16 protein-coding genes and 3 tRNA genes are annotated in these 14734 nt (G+C 70.5%); 11 read left to right on the forward strand and 8 right to left on the reverse strand.

The window, feature by feature from the left end:
* The first annotated feature begins 1 nt into the window (after nt 1).
* Genes ACFQS2_RS05655 through mnhG form a run of 4 tightly spaced genes read left to right on the forward strand, consistent with a single transcriptional unit; the run spans nt 2 to nt 3361 of the window.
* A complete protein-coding gene (locus ACFQS2_RS05655; protein ID WP_377018252.1) occupies nt 2-1555 on the forward strand; it encodes a Na+/H+ antiporter subunit D in 1554 nt (517 codons plus the stop codon).
* Complete coding sequence (locus ACFQS2_RS05660) at nt 1552-2088, forward strand: Na+/H+ antiporter subunit E (RefSeq protein WP_377018251.1); 537 nt, start codon at nt 1552-1554, stop codon at nt 2086-2088. The genes ACFQS2_RS05655 and ACFQS2_RS05660 overlap by 4 nt, the downstream gene beginning before the upstream one ends.
* Complete coding sequence (locus ACFQS2_RS05665) at nt 2085-2780, forward strand: hypothetical protein (protein WP_377018250.1); 696 nt, start codon at nt 2085-2087, stop codon at nt 2778-2780. The genes ACFQS2_RS05660 and ACFQS2_RS05665 overlap by 4 nt, the downstream gene beginning before the upstream one ends.
* Nucleotides 2777-3361: a monovalent cation/H(+) antiporter subunit G gene (gene mnhG / locus ACFQS2_RS05670; RefSeq protein WP_377018249.1), complete on the forward strand. Its 585-nt coding sequence runs from the start codon at nt 2777-2779 to the stop codon at nt 3359-3361. The genes ACFQS2_RS05665 and mnhG overlap by 4 nt, the downstream gene beginning before the upstream one ends.
* 95 nt (nt 3362-3456) lie before the next feature.
* Here mnhG and ACFQS2_RS05675 read toward each other — a convergent pair whose 3' ends face one another.
* A complete protein-coding gene (locus ACFQS2_RS05675; protein ID WP_377792983.1) occupies nt 3457-5166 on the reverse strand; it encodes a formate--tetrahydrofolate ligase in 1710 nt (569 codons plus the stop codon).
* A gap of 121 nt (nt 5167-5287) precedes the next feature.
* Here ACFQS2_RS05675 and ACFQS2_RS05680 point away from each other — a divergent pair, with 121 nt between their 5' ends.
* Nucleotides 5288-5650 (forward strand): serine/threonine protein phosphatase, encoded by a 363-nt coding sequence (locus ACFQS2_RS05680; protein WP_377018247.1) that lies wholly within the window; start codon nt 5288-5290, stop codon nt 5648-5650.
* Nucleotides 5651-5683: 33 nt separating this feature from the next.
* Here the strand turns inward: ACFQS2_RS05680 and ACFQS2_RS05685 are convergent, their stop codons facing one another.
* Nucleotides 5684-6319 carry a maleylpyruvate isomerase family mycothiol-dependent enzyme gene (locus tag ACFQS2_RS05685; protein ID WP_377792984.1) on the reverse strand — a complete coding sequence of 212 codons (636 nt, stop codon included), beginning with the start codon at nt 6317-6319 and terminating at the stop codon, nt 5684-5686.
* A 170-nt stretch (nt 6320-6489) separates the two neighbouring features.
* Between ACFQS2_RS05685 and ACFQS2_RS05690 the strand changes: the two genes are divergently transcribed.
* Nucleotides 6490-7386 carry a sulfite exporter TauE/SafE family protein gene (locus ACFQS2_RS05690; protein ID WP_377792985.1) on the forward strand — a complete coding sequence of 299 codons (897 nt, stop codon included), beginning with the start codon at nt 6490-6492 and terminating at the stop codon, nt 7384-7386.
* A 27-nt stretch (nt 7387-7413) separates the two neighbouring features.
* Nucleotides 7414-7875 (forward strand): RrF2 family transcriptional regulator, encoded by a 462-nt coding sequence (locus tag ACFQS2_RS05695; RefSeq protein WP_377018243.1) that lies wholly within the window; start codon nt 7414-7416, stop codon nt 7873-7875.
* An 89-nt stretch (nt 7876-7964) separates the two neighbouring features.
* On the opposite strand, the gene ACFQS2_RS05700 is transcribed toward ACFQS2_RS05695, so the two are convergent.
* The 3 genes from ACFQS2_RS05700 to ACFQS2_RS05710 all read right to left on the reverse strand — a co-directional run bounded on the left by ACFQS2_RS05700 (nt 7965) and on the right by ACFQS2_RS05710 (nt 9438).
* Nucleotides 7965-8040: transfer RNA gene (locus ACFQS2_RS05700), tRNA-Phe, on the reverse strand.
* A gap of 197 nt (nt 8041-8237) precedes the next feature.
* On the reverse strand, nt 8238-9260 hold the full coding sequence (locus ACFQS2_RS05705; RefSeq protein WP_377792986.1) for an NADP-dependent oxidoreductase: 1023 nt from the start codon (nt 9258-9260) through the stop codon (nt 8238-8240).
* Nucleotides 9261-9364: 104 nt separating this feature from the next.
* Nucleotides 9365-9438 (reverse strand) — tRNA-Asp (locus tag ACFQS2_RS05710).
* A 172-nt stretch (nt 9439-9610) separates the two neighbouring features.
* Here ACFQS2_RS05710 and ACFQS2_RS05715 point away from each other — a divergent pair.
* Complete coding sequence (locus ACFQS2_RS05715) at nt 9611-9967, forward strand: hypothetical protein (RefSeq protein WP_377792987.1); 357 nt, start codon at nt 9611-9613, stop codon at nt 9965-9967.
* 150 nt (nt 9968-10117) lie between these two features.
* On the opposite strand, the gene ACFQS2_RS05720 is transcribed toward ACFQS2_RS05715, so the two are convergent.
* A tRNA-Glu gene (locus ACFQS2_RS05720) sits at nt 10118-10190 on the reverse strand.
* Between the two features lie 229 nt (nt 10191-10419).
* On the opposite strand from ACFQS2_RS05720, the gene ACFQS2_RS05725 reads away from it, so the two are divergent.
* Nucleotides 10420-10785 carry a metallopeptidase family protein gene (locus ACFQS2_RS05725; protein WP_377018240.1) on the forward strand — a complete coding sequence of 122 codons (366 nt, stop codon included), beginning with the start codon at nt 10420-10422 and terminating at the stop codon, nt 10783-10785.
* A 9-nt stretch (nt 10786-10794) separates the two neighbouring features.
* On the opposite strand, the gene ACFQS2_RS05730 is transcribed toward ACFQS2_RS05725, so the two are convergent.
* Both ACFQS2_RS05730 and ACFQS2_RS05735 read right to left on the reverse strand, forming a co-directional pair.
* The gene (locus tag ACFQS2_RS05730) at nt 10795-11487 is read right to left on the reverse strand and encodes a response regulator (RefSeq protein ID WP_377792988.1); all 693 of its coding nucleotides are present in this window, start codon (nt 11485-11487) and stop codon (nt 10795-10797) included.
* Nucleotides 11469-12608 (reverse strand): sensor histidine kinase, encoded by a 1140-nt coding sequence (locus tag ACFQS2_RS05735; RefSeq protein ID WP_377792989.1) that lies wholly within the window; start codon nt 12606-12608, stop codon nt 11469-11471. The genes ACFQS2_RS05730 and ACFQS2_RS05735 overlap by 19 nt, the downstream gene beginning before the upstream one ends.
* Nucleotides 12609-12808: 200 nt before the next feature.
* Here ACFQS2_RS05735 and ACFQS2_RS05740 point away from each other — a divergent pair, with 200 nt between their 5' ends.
* Together ACFQS2_RS05740 and ACFQS2_RS05745 are read left to right on the forward strand one after the other, a co-directional pair.
* A complete protein-coding gene (locus ACFQS2_RS05740; RefSeq protein ID WP_377018237.1) occupies nt 12809-13837 on the forward strand; it encodes an ABC transporter ATP-binding protein in 1029 nt (342 codons plus the stop codon).
* Nucleotides 13838-13937: 100 nt separating this feature from the next.
* A complete protein-coding gene (locus ACFQS2_RS05745) occupies nt 13938-14672 on the forward strand; it encodes an ABC transporter permease (protein ID WP_377792990.1) in 735 nt (244 codons plus the stop codon).
* Nucleotides 14673-14734: the final 62 nt, after the last annotated feature.

Genomic DNA, 14734 nt, shown 5'->3' on the forward strand with positions numbered 1-14734 from the left:
CATGGAACTGCTCCTCGCGCTGCCGGTGATGCTGCCCCTGGGCGGTGCCGCCGTGACCCTTCTGCTGCGCCACCACGCCCGCGTCCAGCTGTGGCTGACGATCCTCACGCTGGTCGCCATCCTCGTCGTCTCCCTGGTGATGGGCTACCACGTCACCCAGGACGGCGTGCTCGTCCTCCAGATCGGCAACTGGACGCCGCAGCTGGGCATCGTCCTGGTCGCCGACCGGCTGACCGCCCTGATGCTGCTGGTCTCCAGCTTCGTCACCCTCGCCGTGCTCGTGTACTCCAGCGCGCAGGCCGTCAGCGAGAACTCCGGCCGCACCCCGGTGGCGATCTACCACCCCACCTACCTGGGCCTGGTCGCCGGGGTGTCCATGGCGTTCCTCGCGGGAGACCTGTTCAACCTCTACGTCGGCTTCGAGGTGCTGCTGGCGGCGAGCTTCGTGCTGCTGACCCTGGGCGGTTCGGCCAGCCGCACCCGCGCCGCGACCACGTACGTGATCGTCTCCCTGCTCAGCTCGGTGATCTTCCTGGCGGCGATCGCCGCGGTGTACGCCGCGGCCGGCACCGTGAACATGGCCGAGCTCGCGGTGCGCCTGGACGTGCTGGACTTCGGGACCCGCATGATCCTGGAGCTGATGCTGCTGGTCGCGTTCGCGATCAAGGCCGCGATCTTTCCCCTCAGCGCCTGGCTGCCGGACTCGTACCCGACGGCGCCCGCGCCCGTGACCGCCGTGTTCGCCGGGTTGCTCACGAAGGTGGGCATCTACGCGATCGTGCGCCTGGAGACGCTGCTGTTCCCCGCCTCCCAGATCCAGAACCTGCTGCTGGCCGCGGCCGGGCTCACCCTGCTCGTCGGCATCCTCGGCGCCGTGGCCCAGACCGACCTCAAACGCGTGCTGTCCTTCACGCTGGTCTCCCACATGGGCTTCATGCTCTTCGGCATCGGGATGAGCACCCTGATGGGGATGGGGGCGGCGATCTACTACATCGCCCACCACATCACCGTCCAGTCCACGCTGTTCCTGGCGGCGGGACTGATCGAGCACCGCGGTGGGACGACGAACCTGGTCAGGCTGGGCGGGCTGGCGCGGCTGGCCCCGCTGATCGCGGTGCTGTTCTTCGTCCCGGCCATGAACCTCGCCGGCATCCCGCCGCTGTCCGGATTCCTCGGCAAGGCCGGGCTGATCCAGGCCGGCCTCGACTACGGGGCCCCCGGGCAGATCCTCGTGGCCATCAGCGTGGTCACCAGCCTGCTGACTCTGTACGCGATCGCGAAGATCTGGAACCGTGCGTTCTGGCAGGAGCCGGGGGAGGAGGTCCTCTCCCGCGAGGTGCGCACGCCGCGCGTGATGACCGGCGCGACGGCGGCACTGGTGGGCTTCTCGCTGCTGCTGACGGTGCTGGCGGGGCCGCTGATGGACTACTCGACCGAGGCGGCGCGCACGGTGCTCTCGAGGGCCCCGTACGTCGGGGCCGTGCTCGGGGACGAGGCCGCGAGCGACCTGGTCTACCGGATCGACGACGAGGGCCGGAAGGTGGAGGAGCGATGACCGGACGCCTGCGCGACCTGCTCGGCTCCTGGCTGTGGATCCTCATCTCCGTGGCGCTGTGGTGCCTGCTGTGGGGCGGTTTCGGCCTGCAGAACGTCCTCGGCGGCCTGCTGGCCGCGGTGCTGGTGTTCGCCTTGTTCCCGATGCCGCCGACCGGGCACGAGCTGACCCTGCGCCCGCTGCGCTTCGCCTACTTCGTGCTGCGCTTCCTGGCGGATCTGTGCGTCTCCGCGGTCGAGGTGGGCTGGTACGCGGTCCGGCCCCAGCCTCCGCCGCCGAGCTCGGTGATCGCCGTGACGATGGCCTCGCGCTCGGACTTCTTCCTCACCGCCACCGGCGTGCTGTGCACTCTGATCCCGGGCTCGGTGGTGGTCGAGGCGCAGCGCGCGACCGGCATGTTGTTCCTTCACACCATCGGGGCCGGCACGCCCGAGGAGGTCGAGCGGGCCCGTCGCACCGTGCGCGCGCAGGAAGCACGGCTGCTGCGGGCCGTCGGCCGCCGCCAGGTGCTCGAGGATGCGGGGCTGCGATGAGTCCCTTCGATCTGATCCTCGTCATCTATGGGGCGATCCTGTCCCTGACCGCGCTGAGCGTCGTCTACCGCATGATCGTCGGCCCCACCATCCTCGATCGCGCCGTCTCCACGGATTCCCTGGTCGTGCTGGTCGTGATCGGCATGGCCGTGTATACGGCACATGTCCGGGCGGCCTGGGCGGGACCGGCCATGCTGGCCCTGACCGGGCTCGCCCTGATCGGCACCGTCACCTTCGCCCGCTTCGTCGCGCGCGAGGAGCCCATGCAGGGCACGCGGCGCCGCCACCAGGAGGAGCCGCACACCGACACGGGCCCGCTCGATGCCATCCACGTCGATCACCGCGATGGAGCCTCCGGCCGTCCCGTCGGCTCTCAGGGCGCGGCCGACGGCCCCCAGGGCGTCGGCGCCACGGACTCCGCCGGCTCGCTCGGCGCGGACGCCGAGGGATCCGTCAGCTCGCTCAGCACCATCCCGGAGGTGGCATCGCCGGCGAACACGTTCGATCTCGAGGACGGTCAGGACGCCGCCCTGGAGGTGGGCGAGGCCGAGCGCGGGTTCGAGGCGGAGGACGGTTTCGGCCTCGAGGACGGGCCGGGCCCGCAGCGCGGCGCCGGGACCGAGGACGGGGCTCTCGCCGACGACGAGGACTGGGGTTTCGGAGCAGACCGGTCGCAGGGGGAGGGACGATGACCATCGTGGAGACCATCGCCGCCGTGCTGATCGGCGCCGGACTGGTGCTGGCCGTGCTGGCCGCGATCGGGCTGAACCGGTTCGACGGCGTGCTCATGCGCCTGCACGCCGCCTCCAAGCCGCAGACCCTGGGCCTGATCCTCGTCTTCTCGGGGGCCGCCCTGGTGTCGCGGTCCTGGTCGCTGGCCGCCTTCTTGTTGGTGGTGCTGCTCGCGCAGATGCTCACGGTGCCCGTGGCGAGCGTGATGGTCGGTCGTGCCGCCTTCCGCCGCGGCTTCGTGCGCGGCGGGGACTACGCGATCGACGAGCTCAGCCCGCGCCTGGCCTCCCCGTCGGACGAGGACGACGACGAGGACGGATTCCTCGACGAGGCCGGCGACGACCACGAGAGCATGGCCGACGGGGGACGCTTCCCCGAGAACGTCGGCGTCTCCACGGCGGACGCGGTCACCGACCGCAACTGGCAGGAGCCCGAAGCCGGTGCGGAGGACGTCGAGGACTCCGAGGTGATCGACGTCGACCTCGAGGACGAGACCGAGCGGGAGGCCGTGGAGGTCGCAGAGCGCGACCGCCGTCGCTGAGCGCGACCGTCGCCGCCGAGCGCGTCCGCCGCCATCGGGCGATCGGGCTCCGTCGTCGACGCAGCGCGATCCGGGCTCTCGGCGGCCAGACGAGCTCAGAAGAGCCCGACGGACTCCCCGGTCTCGGTGACGCCCATCCGCAGCGCGGCCGGTTCCTTGGGCAGCCCGGGCATGGTCATGATCGATCCGGTCAGCGCGACCACGAACCCGGCCCCGATCTTCGGCACCAGATCGCGCACGTGCAGCACATGGCCGGTGGGCGCCCCGAGCAGGGTGGGATCGTCGGAGAGGGAGTACTGGGTCTTGGCGACGCACACCGGCAGGGTGTCCCAGCCGTTGCGCTGCAGCATCTTCAGCTGCGCCGGGGCGCGGTCCTCGAAGACGACGTCGTCGGCCCCGTAGATCTCGCGGGCCAGGGTGCGCAGCGAGGCTTCGATGCCGTCGGCCGGATCGTAGAGAGGGCGGAAGCCCGTCTCATCCGTCCCGGTCGTGTCGCCGCGGGCCGCGTCGATCGCAACGAGCACCTCGTCGGCCACGGCGAGACCGCCCTCGCCGCCGCGGGCCCACACCTCCGACAGTGCCGCGTGGAAGCCCTGCTGCCGGGCCCAGTCCAGGACGGCCTCCAGCTCGGCCTCGGTATCGGTGGGGAAGCGGTTCAGTGCGACGACGGGCTCCAGGCCGAACTTCCGGAGGTTCTCGACGTGGCGGGCGAGGTTCGAGGTGCCCGCCAGGGCCGCCTCGATGTTCTCGGTGGCGAGGTCATCCTTGGCCACACCGCCGTGCATCTTCAGCGCCCGCACCGTGGCCACGACCACCACGGCGTCGGGCGTCAGGTCACCCAGGCGGGCTTTGATGTCCAGGAACTTCTCGGCACCCAGGTCCGAGCCGAAGCCGGCCTCGGTCACGGTGATCTCGGACAGCGACAGCGCCAGCCGGGTTGCGGCCAGGGAGTTGCAGCCGTGGGCGATGTTCGCGAAGGGACCTCCGTGCACCAGTGCCGGGGTGCCGCCGAGGGTCTGGACCAGGTTCGGCAGCAGGGCGTCCTTGAGCAGCATGGTGATGGCGCCGGCCACCCCGAGGTCGGCGACGGTGACCGGCGCCCGGCCCCTGGTGAAGCCCACCACGATGCGGCTGATGCGCGCTTCGAGGTCCGCGAGATCGGTGGCCAGGCAGAGGATCGCCATGATCTCGGAGGCGACGACGATGTCGAAGCCGTCCTCGCGCGGCACGCCCTGGCTGGGGCCGCCGAGGCCCACCACGATCTCTCGCAGCGCGCGGTCGTTGACGTCCACGACCCGCTTCCACTGGATGCGGCGCGGGTCGAGGTCCAGCTCGTTGCCCTGCTGGATGTGGTTGTCCACGAGGGCGGCCAGTGTGTTGTTGGCGATCTGGATCGCGTGGAAGTCGCCGGTGAAGTGGAGGTTGATGTCCTCCATCGGCACCACCTGCGAGTAGCCGCCGCCGGTGGCGCCGCCCTTGATGCCCATGATCGGGCCCAGCGCCGGCTCGCGCAGCGCGACCATCGTCTGGAGCCCCTTCAGGGAGAACGCATCGGCGAGGCCGACGGTCGTGGTCGATTTGCCCTCGCCGGCCGGGGTGGGGGACATGGCCGAGACCAGCACCAGCTTCGGGGAGCGCGCCGCCTCGGGGCCGGGGGCGCTCATCCGGCGGATGTCGACCTTGGCCTTGTTCGCGCCGTAGGGAACGAGAGCCTCGTCGGGAATCCCGGCCCGCGCGGCGATCTCGGTGATGGGTTGCAGGGTCGCAGCTTGTGCGATCTGGAGATCCGGGTTCTCGGCAGACATCGTTGTCGTCCTCCCAGCAGGTTCGGCGTGCCCGGGATCGTGCCCGGTTGCTCAGCCCAACTGTACGGGCGGTGCTCCCCGTGCGTCACGAGATCCCGGGGGCTGGGTAGGGTGTCTCCTCATGAGCGATGCGAGCGACTGGGTCACGGTGACCCGCGAGGACGGCGAGACGGTCGGCTACCTCGAGCCGCTCACCGACGACTACGACGTCGTCCAGCCTCGCAGCCTGCTCGGACACTGCCTCGGCGAGCCCGTGGAGTTCGTCGCGGGCGAGGAGCTCGTCGAGCAGCAGGGACTGTGGGAACTCGCCGAACAGTGGGTGCTGGACGCGGACACCGACGACGAGATCACTGGGCTGACGATCGTCGAGCTCTCCCCGCGCGGCGTGGTGCTGGCCGACTACCTCGCGACCAAGGGCCTGATGGGCACCGACAGCCTGCACGTGCGGTGGCCCGACACGGAGCGGCGCCTGCGGCGGCAGTGACGTGTCGGAGCAACCACGCGTCGGCCTGTTCGCTCAGGCATCGGCCAGGCGCTCGCGCAGGATCGCGACCCCTTCGCCGGACAGTTCATCCAGCGCGCCGGGGCGTCCGGCCATCGCGAGAACTAGCGCGAGGGAGTTCCCCGTGACCATGGGGCCGTCCCCGGTGCGCAGCTGCCCGTCGTTCGATTCGAGACGCAGCCCCTTGGTGAGCGTTCGGCTGTTGACGGCGAAGTCCGTGCGGGCGAAGAAGGAGGCGACCGCTTCGACCGCCTCCCGGGAGGGGAGGAGGTGTAGGCCCAGCGGGCGGGCGATGTCCTGAGAGTGCACGACGACCTCGCCGAGTGCTCCCTGCGGCGATCCCAGCGGCGCGGCGGTCGTGGTGCTCGCGCGACGGAAATGGGCGAGGGTCTCGGCCGGGGTCGCGCCCCGATGCTTCTCGAGCAGCCGCCGATTGTGACGGTCCGTGTCGAACCGGGAGGCGACCATGTTCGCCAGCCAGGGGACGGTGGAGGTGCGGGCCGCGGCGGTGAGGTGGGCCAGGACGTCCTCGACCGTCCATCTGTCGCACAGCGAGGGGGTGTTCCAGGCGTCGTGAGGCAGGTCGGAGAGCGATTCCGCGAGAGCGGCTCGTTCAGTGTGGATGAGGGGCCAGAGGTCGCGGTTGCTCACGCTGGTCACGCTATGGCCACTCCGTGCCCTGCACAAGGGTGCGCGTGCCGGCAGAGGCTCGGCGAACCCAAAGTGAACCAAGCCGGTGTACATAATCTAGTTAGTGTGGTTCGCTGGCTCGGTCCGGTTGGTCAGCTTCGACGGTTCCCTTCGGGGACAGGGTGGGCAGGATGCGCAAACTTCTGGTTCTCGCGGCGGTAGGGCTGCTGGCCCAACTCGTCGACGGATCGCTCGGAATGGCCTATGGCGTCACGTCCTCGACCATGCTGCTGGCAGTGGGGATCGCCCCGGCCGCTGCCTCGGCGGCGGTGCACTTCTCGGAGATCGGCACGTCGCTGGTCTCCGGGATCTCGCACCACAAGCTGGGCAACGTCGACTGGCGGACGGTGGCGATCCTCGCCGGCCCCGGATTCGTCGGCGCCTTCGCCGGTGCCACGTTCCTCTCCAGCCTGGACGGAGCAGTCGCGAAGCCGTGGGTCGCGGGCCTGCTGCTCCTGCTGGGTCTCTACGTGCTCTGGCGCTTCCTCGTCCTCGGCGGGCGCCGGCCTGTCTTCAAGGCCCGCCCGGGGTCGGGGATGCTGGTTCCGATGGGCCTGGTCGGCGGCACCCTGGACGCGGTCGGGGGTGGCGGATGGGGACCGGTGGGGACCACCACGCTGCTGTCCTCGGGGCGTCTGGAGCCGCGCAAGGTGATCGGATCCATCGACACCAGCGAGTTCCTGGTCGCCGTCGGCGGCTCGCTCGGCTTCCTCATCGCGCTCGGCTCGCAGGGGATCGAATGGGCGATCGCCGGCGCCCTGCTCGCCGGCGGTGTGATCGCCGCCCCCATCGCCGCCTGGCTGGTGCGGATCCTCCCCGCGCGGGTCATCGGCGTCGCAGCCGGCGGGCTCATCGTGCTCACGAACGTCCGCACCATCGCCGGCAGCCTCGGGATCACGGGCACTGCCGCCACGGTGCTCACCGTGGCCGTCGCTGCCGCATGGCTCCTCGCCATCGCGTGGGCCGTGCGCCAGGAGCGCACCGCCAGAGCTGCGGAGGCCGCCGAGGCGGAACTGATCGCAGCATGATCCGTCGGCTCTGCGAAACTGGGCGCTATGAGGGTCTCCACCAAGTCCGACTACGCGCTGCGCGCGCTGATCGAGATGGCCTCGGGGGATCCGAGCCGGGGTCCGCTCAGCGCTGAGGTGCTCGGGAACGACCAGGACATCCCTCGCGGGTTCCTGCTGACCATCCTCGGAGACCTTCGACGGGCAGGACTCGTGCAGTCACAGCGCGGCCCGGCCGGCGGATGGCGGCTGGCCAAGCCGGCGGACGAAGTCAGCGTCGCGGACGTGATCCGGGCTGTCGACGGACCGCTGGTGTCGGTGTACGACCAGCGCCCCGAAGCCGTGGCCTACAACGGGAACGCGGCACCCCTGCAGCGGGTGTGGATCTCGGCCAGGCATGCGCTGCGGAGCGTCTTCGAGCACGTGTCCATCCAGCAGCTGGCCGACGATGACCTGCCCGACGAGGTCACCCGGCGCACCGAGGACGAAGACGCCTGGCGATCGCACTGACGGCGGGCCCTTCGGCCTGGACGGCCGCGCTGATCGTGACACGTCGGCCTGGACGACAGAAGGGACGATCCGCAGATCGTCCCTTCCTGTGGTGGCTCCGACCGGCGTCGATCCGGTGACCTTTCGATTTTCAGTCGAACGCTCTACCAACTGAGCTACAGAGCCGTGACCGCCGAAGCGACCGAGGACAAGGTTAACAGGCCTCGAGGGGTGGACCCAACCCGGGCTGCGCGGTGAGAGCGACGCCACGGGCAGGGCCGCAGGTCCCGACGGCCGAGGCCGGGGTGGCAGAGGACGTGGAGGCATTCGCGTCGCGCGCGCACCCGCGCCCCGGCCCGTCGGGCACGAGGGATCCCGTCAGGTCAGGAGACCTTGATGATCGCCTTGCCGAAGTTGTCCCCGCGCAGCATCCCGACGAAGGCGTCGGGGGCGTTGTCGAGGCCCTCGGTGATGTCCTCGGTGTAGGTGACCTCGCCGGAGGCGACCCACTGCGTCATGTCCCGCAGGAAGTCGGAGAACATCGAGCTGACGAACTCGCGCTGGATGAAGCCGCGCAGGGTGAGGCTCTTGGACAGCACGGCGCCCATCAGCTGCCCGCTGCGATCGGGGCCCTCGGGCAGCGAGGTGGCGTTGTAGTTCGCGGCCAGCCCGCACACGGGGACGCGGGCGAACTCGTTCAGCTGCGGCAGCACGGCATCCCACACGGGCCCGCCGACGTTCTCGAAGTACACGTCGATGCCGTCCGGCGCGGCCTGCTCGAGGCGGCCGGGAAGATCCGGTGCGCGGTGGTCCAGCGCCTCGTCGAAGCCGAGCTCACGCAGATGGGCGATCTTGCGCTCCCCGCCGGCGATGCCGACGGTCCGGGCGCCCTGGAGCTTGGCGATCTGGCCGACGGCGGAGCCGACCGGGCCGGTGGCGGCGGCGACCGCGACGGTCTCACCCGGCTGCGGCTTGCCGATGGCCAGCAGGCCTGCGTAGGCGGTGAACCCGGGCATGCCGAGCACGCCGAGGGCAGTGGTGACCGGGGCGGCGTCGGGGTCCAGCCGGCGCAGCCGCTCGGCGGGCTCGAGGCTGTACTCCTGCCATCCGCCGTAGGACAGGACGATCTCTCCCGCGGTGAACTCCTCGGCCCCGGATTCGACCACCTCGGAGACGGTGCCGCCGACGACGACGTCCCCGACCTCCATCGGGGCCGCATAGGACTTGGCATCGCTCATGCGGCCGCGCACGTAGGGGTCCAGCGAGATGTAGCGCGTCCGCAGCAGCACCTGGCCCGGGCCGGGGGAAGGGACGGCGACTGCGTCATGGAGGAAGTCGCTTCCGGTGGGTTCTCCGTGGGGCCTCGAACCGAGGCGGATGCGGTGGTTCAGTGCTGTCGTGCTCATTGTGCGAGCGTATGCCCGCAGGTCGGGGAGATGTCCAGGTGTGAGGAGGCGATCTCGGACACGACGAAGGCCCCGGAACCATGTTCCGGGGCCTTCGTGAGGGGCGACCCTGACCGGGCTTGAACCGGCGACCTCCGCCGTGACAGGGCGGCACTCTAACCAACTGAGCTACAGGGCCTTGGTGTTCGATCCGCTCGGCGGATCGACCTGGATAACTCTACCGGACCTTCGCGGCGCTCACAGCCACTTTGGCTGTGAGCCGTCTCGCACCTGCCGCCCGAGGGGCGGCCGACGTGGTCGGCTCCGACAGTATGCCTGGTCAGACGGTCCGCTGAGTAGAGTCTCTGGGCATGACCCACGACACCGCCGAATCCGCACCCCCACAGCGCTCGAACCCCGCCGGGCTCGTCTCGCTCATCGCCGGCATCCTGCAGATCGTGGTGCTGGCGCTCCTGCAGGCGCTGACGCCCGCTCTGCCATGGTTCGCGGCACAGTACGACCTGCCGACAAGGTCCCTCAGCCTGATCATGGCAGCGCCTCCGCTGGTCATCGCCATCGTGGCGATCATCTTCGGCGTGATCGGCCTCGTGTCGACAGGGCGTCGCCGCACGGCAGCGGTCATCGGGACGACCTTGGGCGTCTCCCACGTGGTCGTAGCGGGGCTCGGACTGGTGGGGATCATGATCGTCGGCGCAACGCTCAGCTGACGATCGAGAGCCAGTTGACGCTCGAGGGCGGGGCGCTGTCCTCGCGCGTCCGGTCCCGCTGCGATGTGATGTTCTGCCCGTGAGACTCCGATGGCCTCCGGACTGGAGTCCGAAGGCCATGGTCGAGTTCGTCAGTGCAGGTCAGAGGAGTACCCCCAACGGGATTCGAACCCGTGTCGCCGGCGTGAAAGGCCGGTGTCCTAGGCCGCTGGACGATGGGGGCCCGGACAGCGAAAACTGCCCGCCGCAGAGCATACCTGCCCGTCGTGCATGCCGCGCGCGCACTGCCGGTCGATGCGGCGTATCCGACATCTGCCTCGGCCGCTTTCACGTCCCGCCCCGCTTTCCGTGCTCATTCCTTCCGCGCTTCCTGCGCACTTCTCCTCCGCCCGTGGCGGTTGCATGTCGGTCTGCACATCAGGCGCTGGGCGCGAGCGTGGTTCGATGGCTCCATGATCACGATCAGCCGCGAGGAGTTCGAGGAAGCGGTCGACGACGCCCTGGACTCCCTGCCCGAGGAGGTCGCCCGCTCCATCGCCGAGGCGAATGTGGCGATCCTGGTCGAGGAGGAGCCCAGCCACGAGCACTCCGCCGGCACCGAGCTGCTGGGTCTGTACGAGGGCATCCCGCTGGACAAGCGCAGCGTCTTCGACGGCTTCGCCCAGCCCGACCGGATCTTCATCTTCCGCGGCCCGCTGCAGCGCACCGCCCTCTCCCGCGAGCACCTCGTGGAACAGATCGCCGTGACGGTGCTGCACGAGCTCGGCCACCTCTTCGGCATCAGCGACGCGCGCCTGCACGAGCTCGGCTGGGGCTGAACGCCCCGCTCAGCCCTCGACGGCGGGATCCACGTCGAGATCGCTGAGGCCCGCTTCGTGGGCGATGATCGCGATCTGGACGCGATTGGTGCAGTCGAGCTTGGCGAAGATCTTCGAGACGTGCGCCTTGACCGTCGCCTCGCTCATGAACAGGCGCATCCCGATCTGCGCGTTCGACAGCCCCGCGCCCACGGCGCCGAGCACCTCCGTCTCGCGCTCGGTGAGCTGGTCCAGCCCGGGGTGGCGCTCCTGGCGGGAGCCGGGATTGGCGTCGGAGAAGTGGGAGAGCATCCGGCGGGTGATGGTGGGGGAGAGCATGGCGTCACCGCCGGCGACCACGTGCACCGCCCGGGCCAGCTCCTGAGGCGGGGTGTCCTTCAGCAGGAAGCCGCCCGCCCCGGCCTCGAGCGCCTGGAACACGTACTCGTCCATGTCGAACGTGGTCAGCATGATGATCTTCGGCGGGTCCGGCAGGGCCGAGACCGCTTTGGTGGCGGCGATGCCGTCCATGCCGGGCATGCGCACGTCCATCAGCAGCACGTCGGGCCGATGCTTGTGCACCAGCGGCACCGCCTCGGAACCGTCCGCGGCCTGGCCGACGATCTCGAGCGTGGGATCGGCCCCCAGGATCATCGCCAGCCCGGCGCGCACCAGGGAATCGTCGTCGATCAGTCCCACGCGCGTCACGTTGTCGTCGGCCACGGGATCACCGCCCTCACTTCGAAGCGTCCATCATCGGTGGGCCCCGACGTGATCGTCCCACCCGCATGGGCCACGCGGGTCTCGATGCCCGACAGTCCCATCCGGGCCCCGGGCAGATCAGTCGTGAACCCCTTGGGCAATACATTACTGACCTCGATGATCAGCTCCGTGCCGGGCTCGCCGATCAGGGCGACCCGGGCCTTGGTGTGCAGGGCGTGCTTGTGGATGTTCGTCAGCCCCTCCTGCACGACCCGGTACGCGGTGCGCGCCAGCGGATCGGGGACGGGATCGTCGATGAAGTCGAACAGATCCACCGTGATCCCCGCATCCTTCGAGGTCTCCACCAGGCGCCGCACGTCCTCCCACGTCGGCTGCGGCATCAAGGGGGCTTCCTCGCCGTCGCTGCGCAGCACGCCCAGCACCTCCCGCAGCTCCGACAGCGCGGTGGTCGCCGTCTGCCGGATCAGCGCGGCCGACTGCTCGACCTGCGCCCGCTCCAGGTTCGAGTTGACCTCGAGCGCCCCGGCCTGCAGGGCGACCAGCGAGATCTTGTGGGCGACGATGTCGTGCATCTCCCGGGCGATGCGGGTGCGCTCGGCGCGGCGGGCCTGCTCCTCCGCCGCGGCCTGGCCCGTCTCCGCCTGCTCGGCGCGCTTGTGCAGCTGCGCCAGCAGCATGCGTCGCGTGGAGGTGTACATCCCGGTCGCGGCCGCTGCGGCGACCACGAGCACCGTCAGGACCAGGCCCATGACCGTCCCCGTCGTCGAGATCGCAGGACCCTGCAGCGCCGCCACCGGCACCGCCCCCGAGGCCACCGCGAGCACCGAGACCAGGAAGGTGCGCAGGCGGCTGCTGCTGCGGGTGGCATAGGCGTAGGTGACGATGATCAGGATGGCCAGCGACCATGACAGGGAGTTCAGCGCGAGCACCAGCGGCAGCAGCCACGGCCAGTGACGGTGCCGGAACATCAGTGCCCCCGCGAGCAGAGCGGCGAGCCCGGCCCGCCACCACTCGCCGGGGCTGGTCGCCGTGAGCACCAGCAGGACCACTTCGATCCCCACCACGGCGAGGACCAGCACTTCCTGCCAGATCCGGCGCACGGGCGCTCCCAGTTCCTCCACGTCGACACTGTATCGGCGCGCGAACTGCCTGCGGCGTCCCGACGCCCGTCGCCGGACCCATCCAGCCGGAGGTCGAGCCGCGCATCGACGGAGGTCGTAGCACGGCCGACGGGAACCACTGAGGATCCCGACGTTCGTCATCGAGCGCCTGACCGCCGGTCGCTGTCGCGAGCAGACCGCCGGGGAGGAGGCTCGGGACCATGACGACGAACACCGGCCCCCGTGACGAGACCCCCAGCGGCGACAACGGCACCCGCGACCCCTCCGCGCCCACCCTCACCGCCGGCAGCGCAGCCCTCGAGGTGCGCGCCGTGACCAAGCGCTACGGCGGCCGTGCCGCCGTGGACGATCTCAGCTTCGTCTGCCACCCCGGCACCATCACCGGCTTCCTCGGTCCCAACGGTGCCGGGAAGTCCACCACCCTGCGGATCCTCACCGGCCTCGCCGAGCCCGACGCCGGCCAGGCCCTCGTCGGCGGCGCGGACTACCGCAGCCTCGACCACCCCGCGCGCATCATCGGCGTGATGCTCGATGCGCGCGCCCTGCACAGCGGCCGCACCGGGCTGGAGACCCTGCGCCTCGCGGCGCGCACCATCGGCATGCCGCCGGCCCGGGCCGACGAGGTCCTGGAGATGGTCGGGCTCGCCGACGCCGGCGCCAAGCGCGTGGGCGGCTACTCCTACGGCATGCGCCAGCGCCTCGGCATCGGCGTCGCCCTCATCGGCGACCCCGCCGTGCTCGTGCTCGACGAGCCCGCCAACGGCCTGGACCCCGAGGGGATCCGCTGGATGCGTCGCCTGCTGCGCTCCTTCGCCGATGCCGGCGGCACGGTGCTGCTGTCCAGCCACCAGCTGCGCGAGGTCCAGGCCACCGTCGACCGGCTGGTGGTGATCGCCGGCGGCCGGCTGGTGAAGGAGGGCACGCTCGAGGACCTCACCGCCGGCGGCGGCACCCACGTGCGGGCCCTGGACCCGGCGGCGCTGATCACTGCCCTGGACAAGCACGGCATCGCCTACGAGCACCGCCCCGGAGAGATGCTCGAGGTCAGCCTCGCCCCGGAGGACGTCGGCCGCCTCGCCCTGCGTGAGCAGATCGTGCTGACCTCCCTCGGTGCGGCCGACGGCGGCGGCCTCGAGGAGATCTTCTTCGCCCTGACCGGGCAGACCGAGCCGGAGGCCGCCGACGGGGGCTCATCGCTCGCCCAGCCCATAGAGCCCGCGTCGGTCTGACTCCCCGCGTCCCCACCGAGGGACCGCGGCCGCGCCCGCGCTCGATCCCGAGCGTGACGCCCTGCCCGTGACCTTCATCGACTCTTCCGAGGAGACCCCCATGCGCCCCCTGCTCGATATCCGCGCCTATCTCGATACCCGCGCCGCCGCCATCATGGTGGCCATCAGCCTCATCCTCGTCGCCGCGTTCGCCGGTCTCGGCGGGCTCCTCCAGCCCGCGCTGCTGCCCGTGAACACCTCCGACTTCGAGAACACCGTCATCGTCCTGACCCTGCCGCTGACGCTGATCATCCCGATCATCGCGGTCCTGATCACCGCGGGGGAGTGGTCCGACGGCTCCATCCAGGTCACCCTCCTGCAGCGTCCCGGGCGCCTCGCCGTGCTGGGCTCGAAGACGCTCGCTGCCATCCTGGTCGTCGCCGCACTGGTGGCGATCTCCCTCGCGCTCGCAGCCCTGGCCACCTGGATCGGCGGCGAGATGCTCGGCGACGGCGCGTCCTTCGACTCGCTGGACGGCGTGCTGAGCACACAGCTGCCCGTGATCGCCGTGACGCTGCTGTTCTCGCTGGCCATGGGCCTGGCCCTGCAGTCGACCGTGCTCGGCCTGATCGCCGCGATCGGGTTCCCCTTCGTAGTCGGCACCGCCTCCGCCGTCGGAGTCCTGACCGGCTCCGAGTTCCTCACCGACCTGGTACGCGCATTCGACCTGCAGACCGCCGCCACGGCCTTCGGGAACGGGGAGGCGACAGCCTTCGAACTGATCCCGCTGGTGCTGCTGGTGATCCTCCCGGCCGCGTTCGGGATCTGGCGCTGGTCGCACCGCGAAGTCGGATGACCCTCGGCGAGCCGACGGAGACGGAACGTCGCAGCCTGACACCCCGGACCGGAAGCTAGGAC

Origin of the sequence: Brachybacterium sp. GCM10030267, from assembly GCF_042666875.1 — a bacterium.
In the GTDB taxonomy this organism is placed as follows: domain Bacteria; phylum Actinomycetota; class Actinomycetes; order Actinomycetales; family Dermabacteraceae; genus Brachybacterium.

What these genes read in the sequence shown, in the direction of transcription:
- ACFQS2_RS05725 (WP_377018240.1), top strand. Translation starts at nt 10,420, where the DNA reads ATGATCACGATCAGCCGCGAGGAGTTCGAGGAAGCGGTCGACGACGCC.
- ACFQS2_RS05655 (WP_377018252.1), top strand. Translation starts at nt 2, where the DNA reads ATGGAACTGCTCCTCGCGCTGCCGGTGATGCTGCCCCTGGGCGGTGCC.
- ACFQS2_RS05715 (WP_377792987.1), top strand. Translation starts at nt 9,611, where the DNA reads ATGACCCACGACACCGCCGAATCCGCACCCCCACAGCGCTCGAACCCC.
- ACFQS2_RS05740 (WP_377018237.1), top strand. Translation starts at nt 12,809, where the DNA reads ATGACGACGAACACCGGCCCCCGTGACGAGACCCCCAGCGGCGACAAC.
- ACFQS2_RS05680 (WP_377018247.1), top strand. Translation starts at nt 5,288, where the DNA reads ATGAGCGATGCGAGCGACTGGGTCACGGTGACCCGCGAGGACGGCGAG.
- mnhG (WP_377018249.1), top strand. Translation starts at nt 2,777, where the DNA reads ATGACCATCGTGGAGACCATCGCCGCCGTGCTGATCGGCGCCGGACTG.
- ACFQS2_RS05695 (WP_377018243.1), top strand. Translation starts at nt 7,414, where the DNA reads ATGAGGGTCTCCACCAAGTCCGACTACGCGCTGCGCGCGCTGATCGAG.
- ACFQS2_RS05665 (WP_377018250.1), top strand. Translation starts at nt 2,085, where the DNA reads ATGAGTCCCTTCGATCTGATCCTCGTCATCTATGGGGCGATCCTGTCC.
- ACFQS2_RS05690 (WP_377792985.1), top strand. Translation starts at nt 6,490, where the DNA reads ATGCGCAAACTTCTGGTTCTCGCGGCGGTAGGGCTGCTGGCCCAACTC.
- ACFQS2_RS05705 (WP_377792986.1), bottom strand. Translation starts at nt 9,260, where the DNA reads ATGAGCACGACAGCACTGAACCACCGCATCCGCCTCGGTTCGAGGCCC.
- ACFQS2_RS05660 (WP_377018251.1), top strand. Translation starts at nt 1,552, where the DNA reads ATGACCGGACGCCTGCGCGACCTGCTCGGCTCCTGGCTGTGGATCCTC.
- ACFQS2_RS05675 (WP_377792983.1), bottom strand. Translation starts at nt 5,166, where the DNA reads ATGTCTGCCGAGAACCCGGATCTCCAGATCGCACAAGCTGCGACCCTG.
- ACFQS2_RS05745 (WP_377792990.1), top strand. Translation starts at nt 13,938, where the DNA reads ATGCGCCCCCTGCTCGATATCCGCGCCTATCTCGATACCCGCGCCGCC.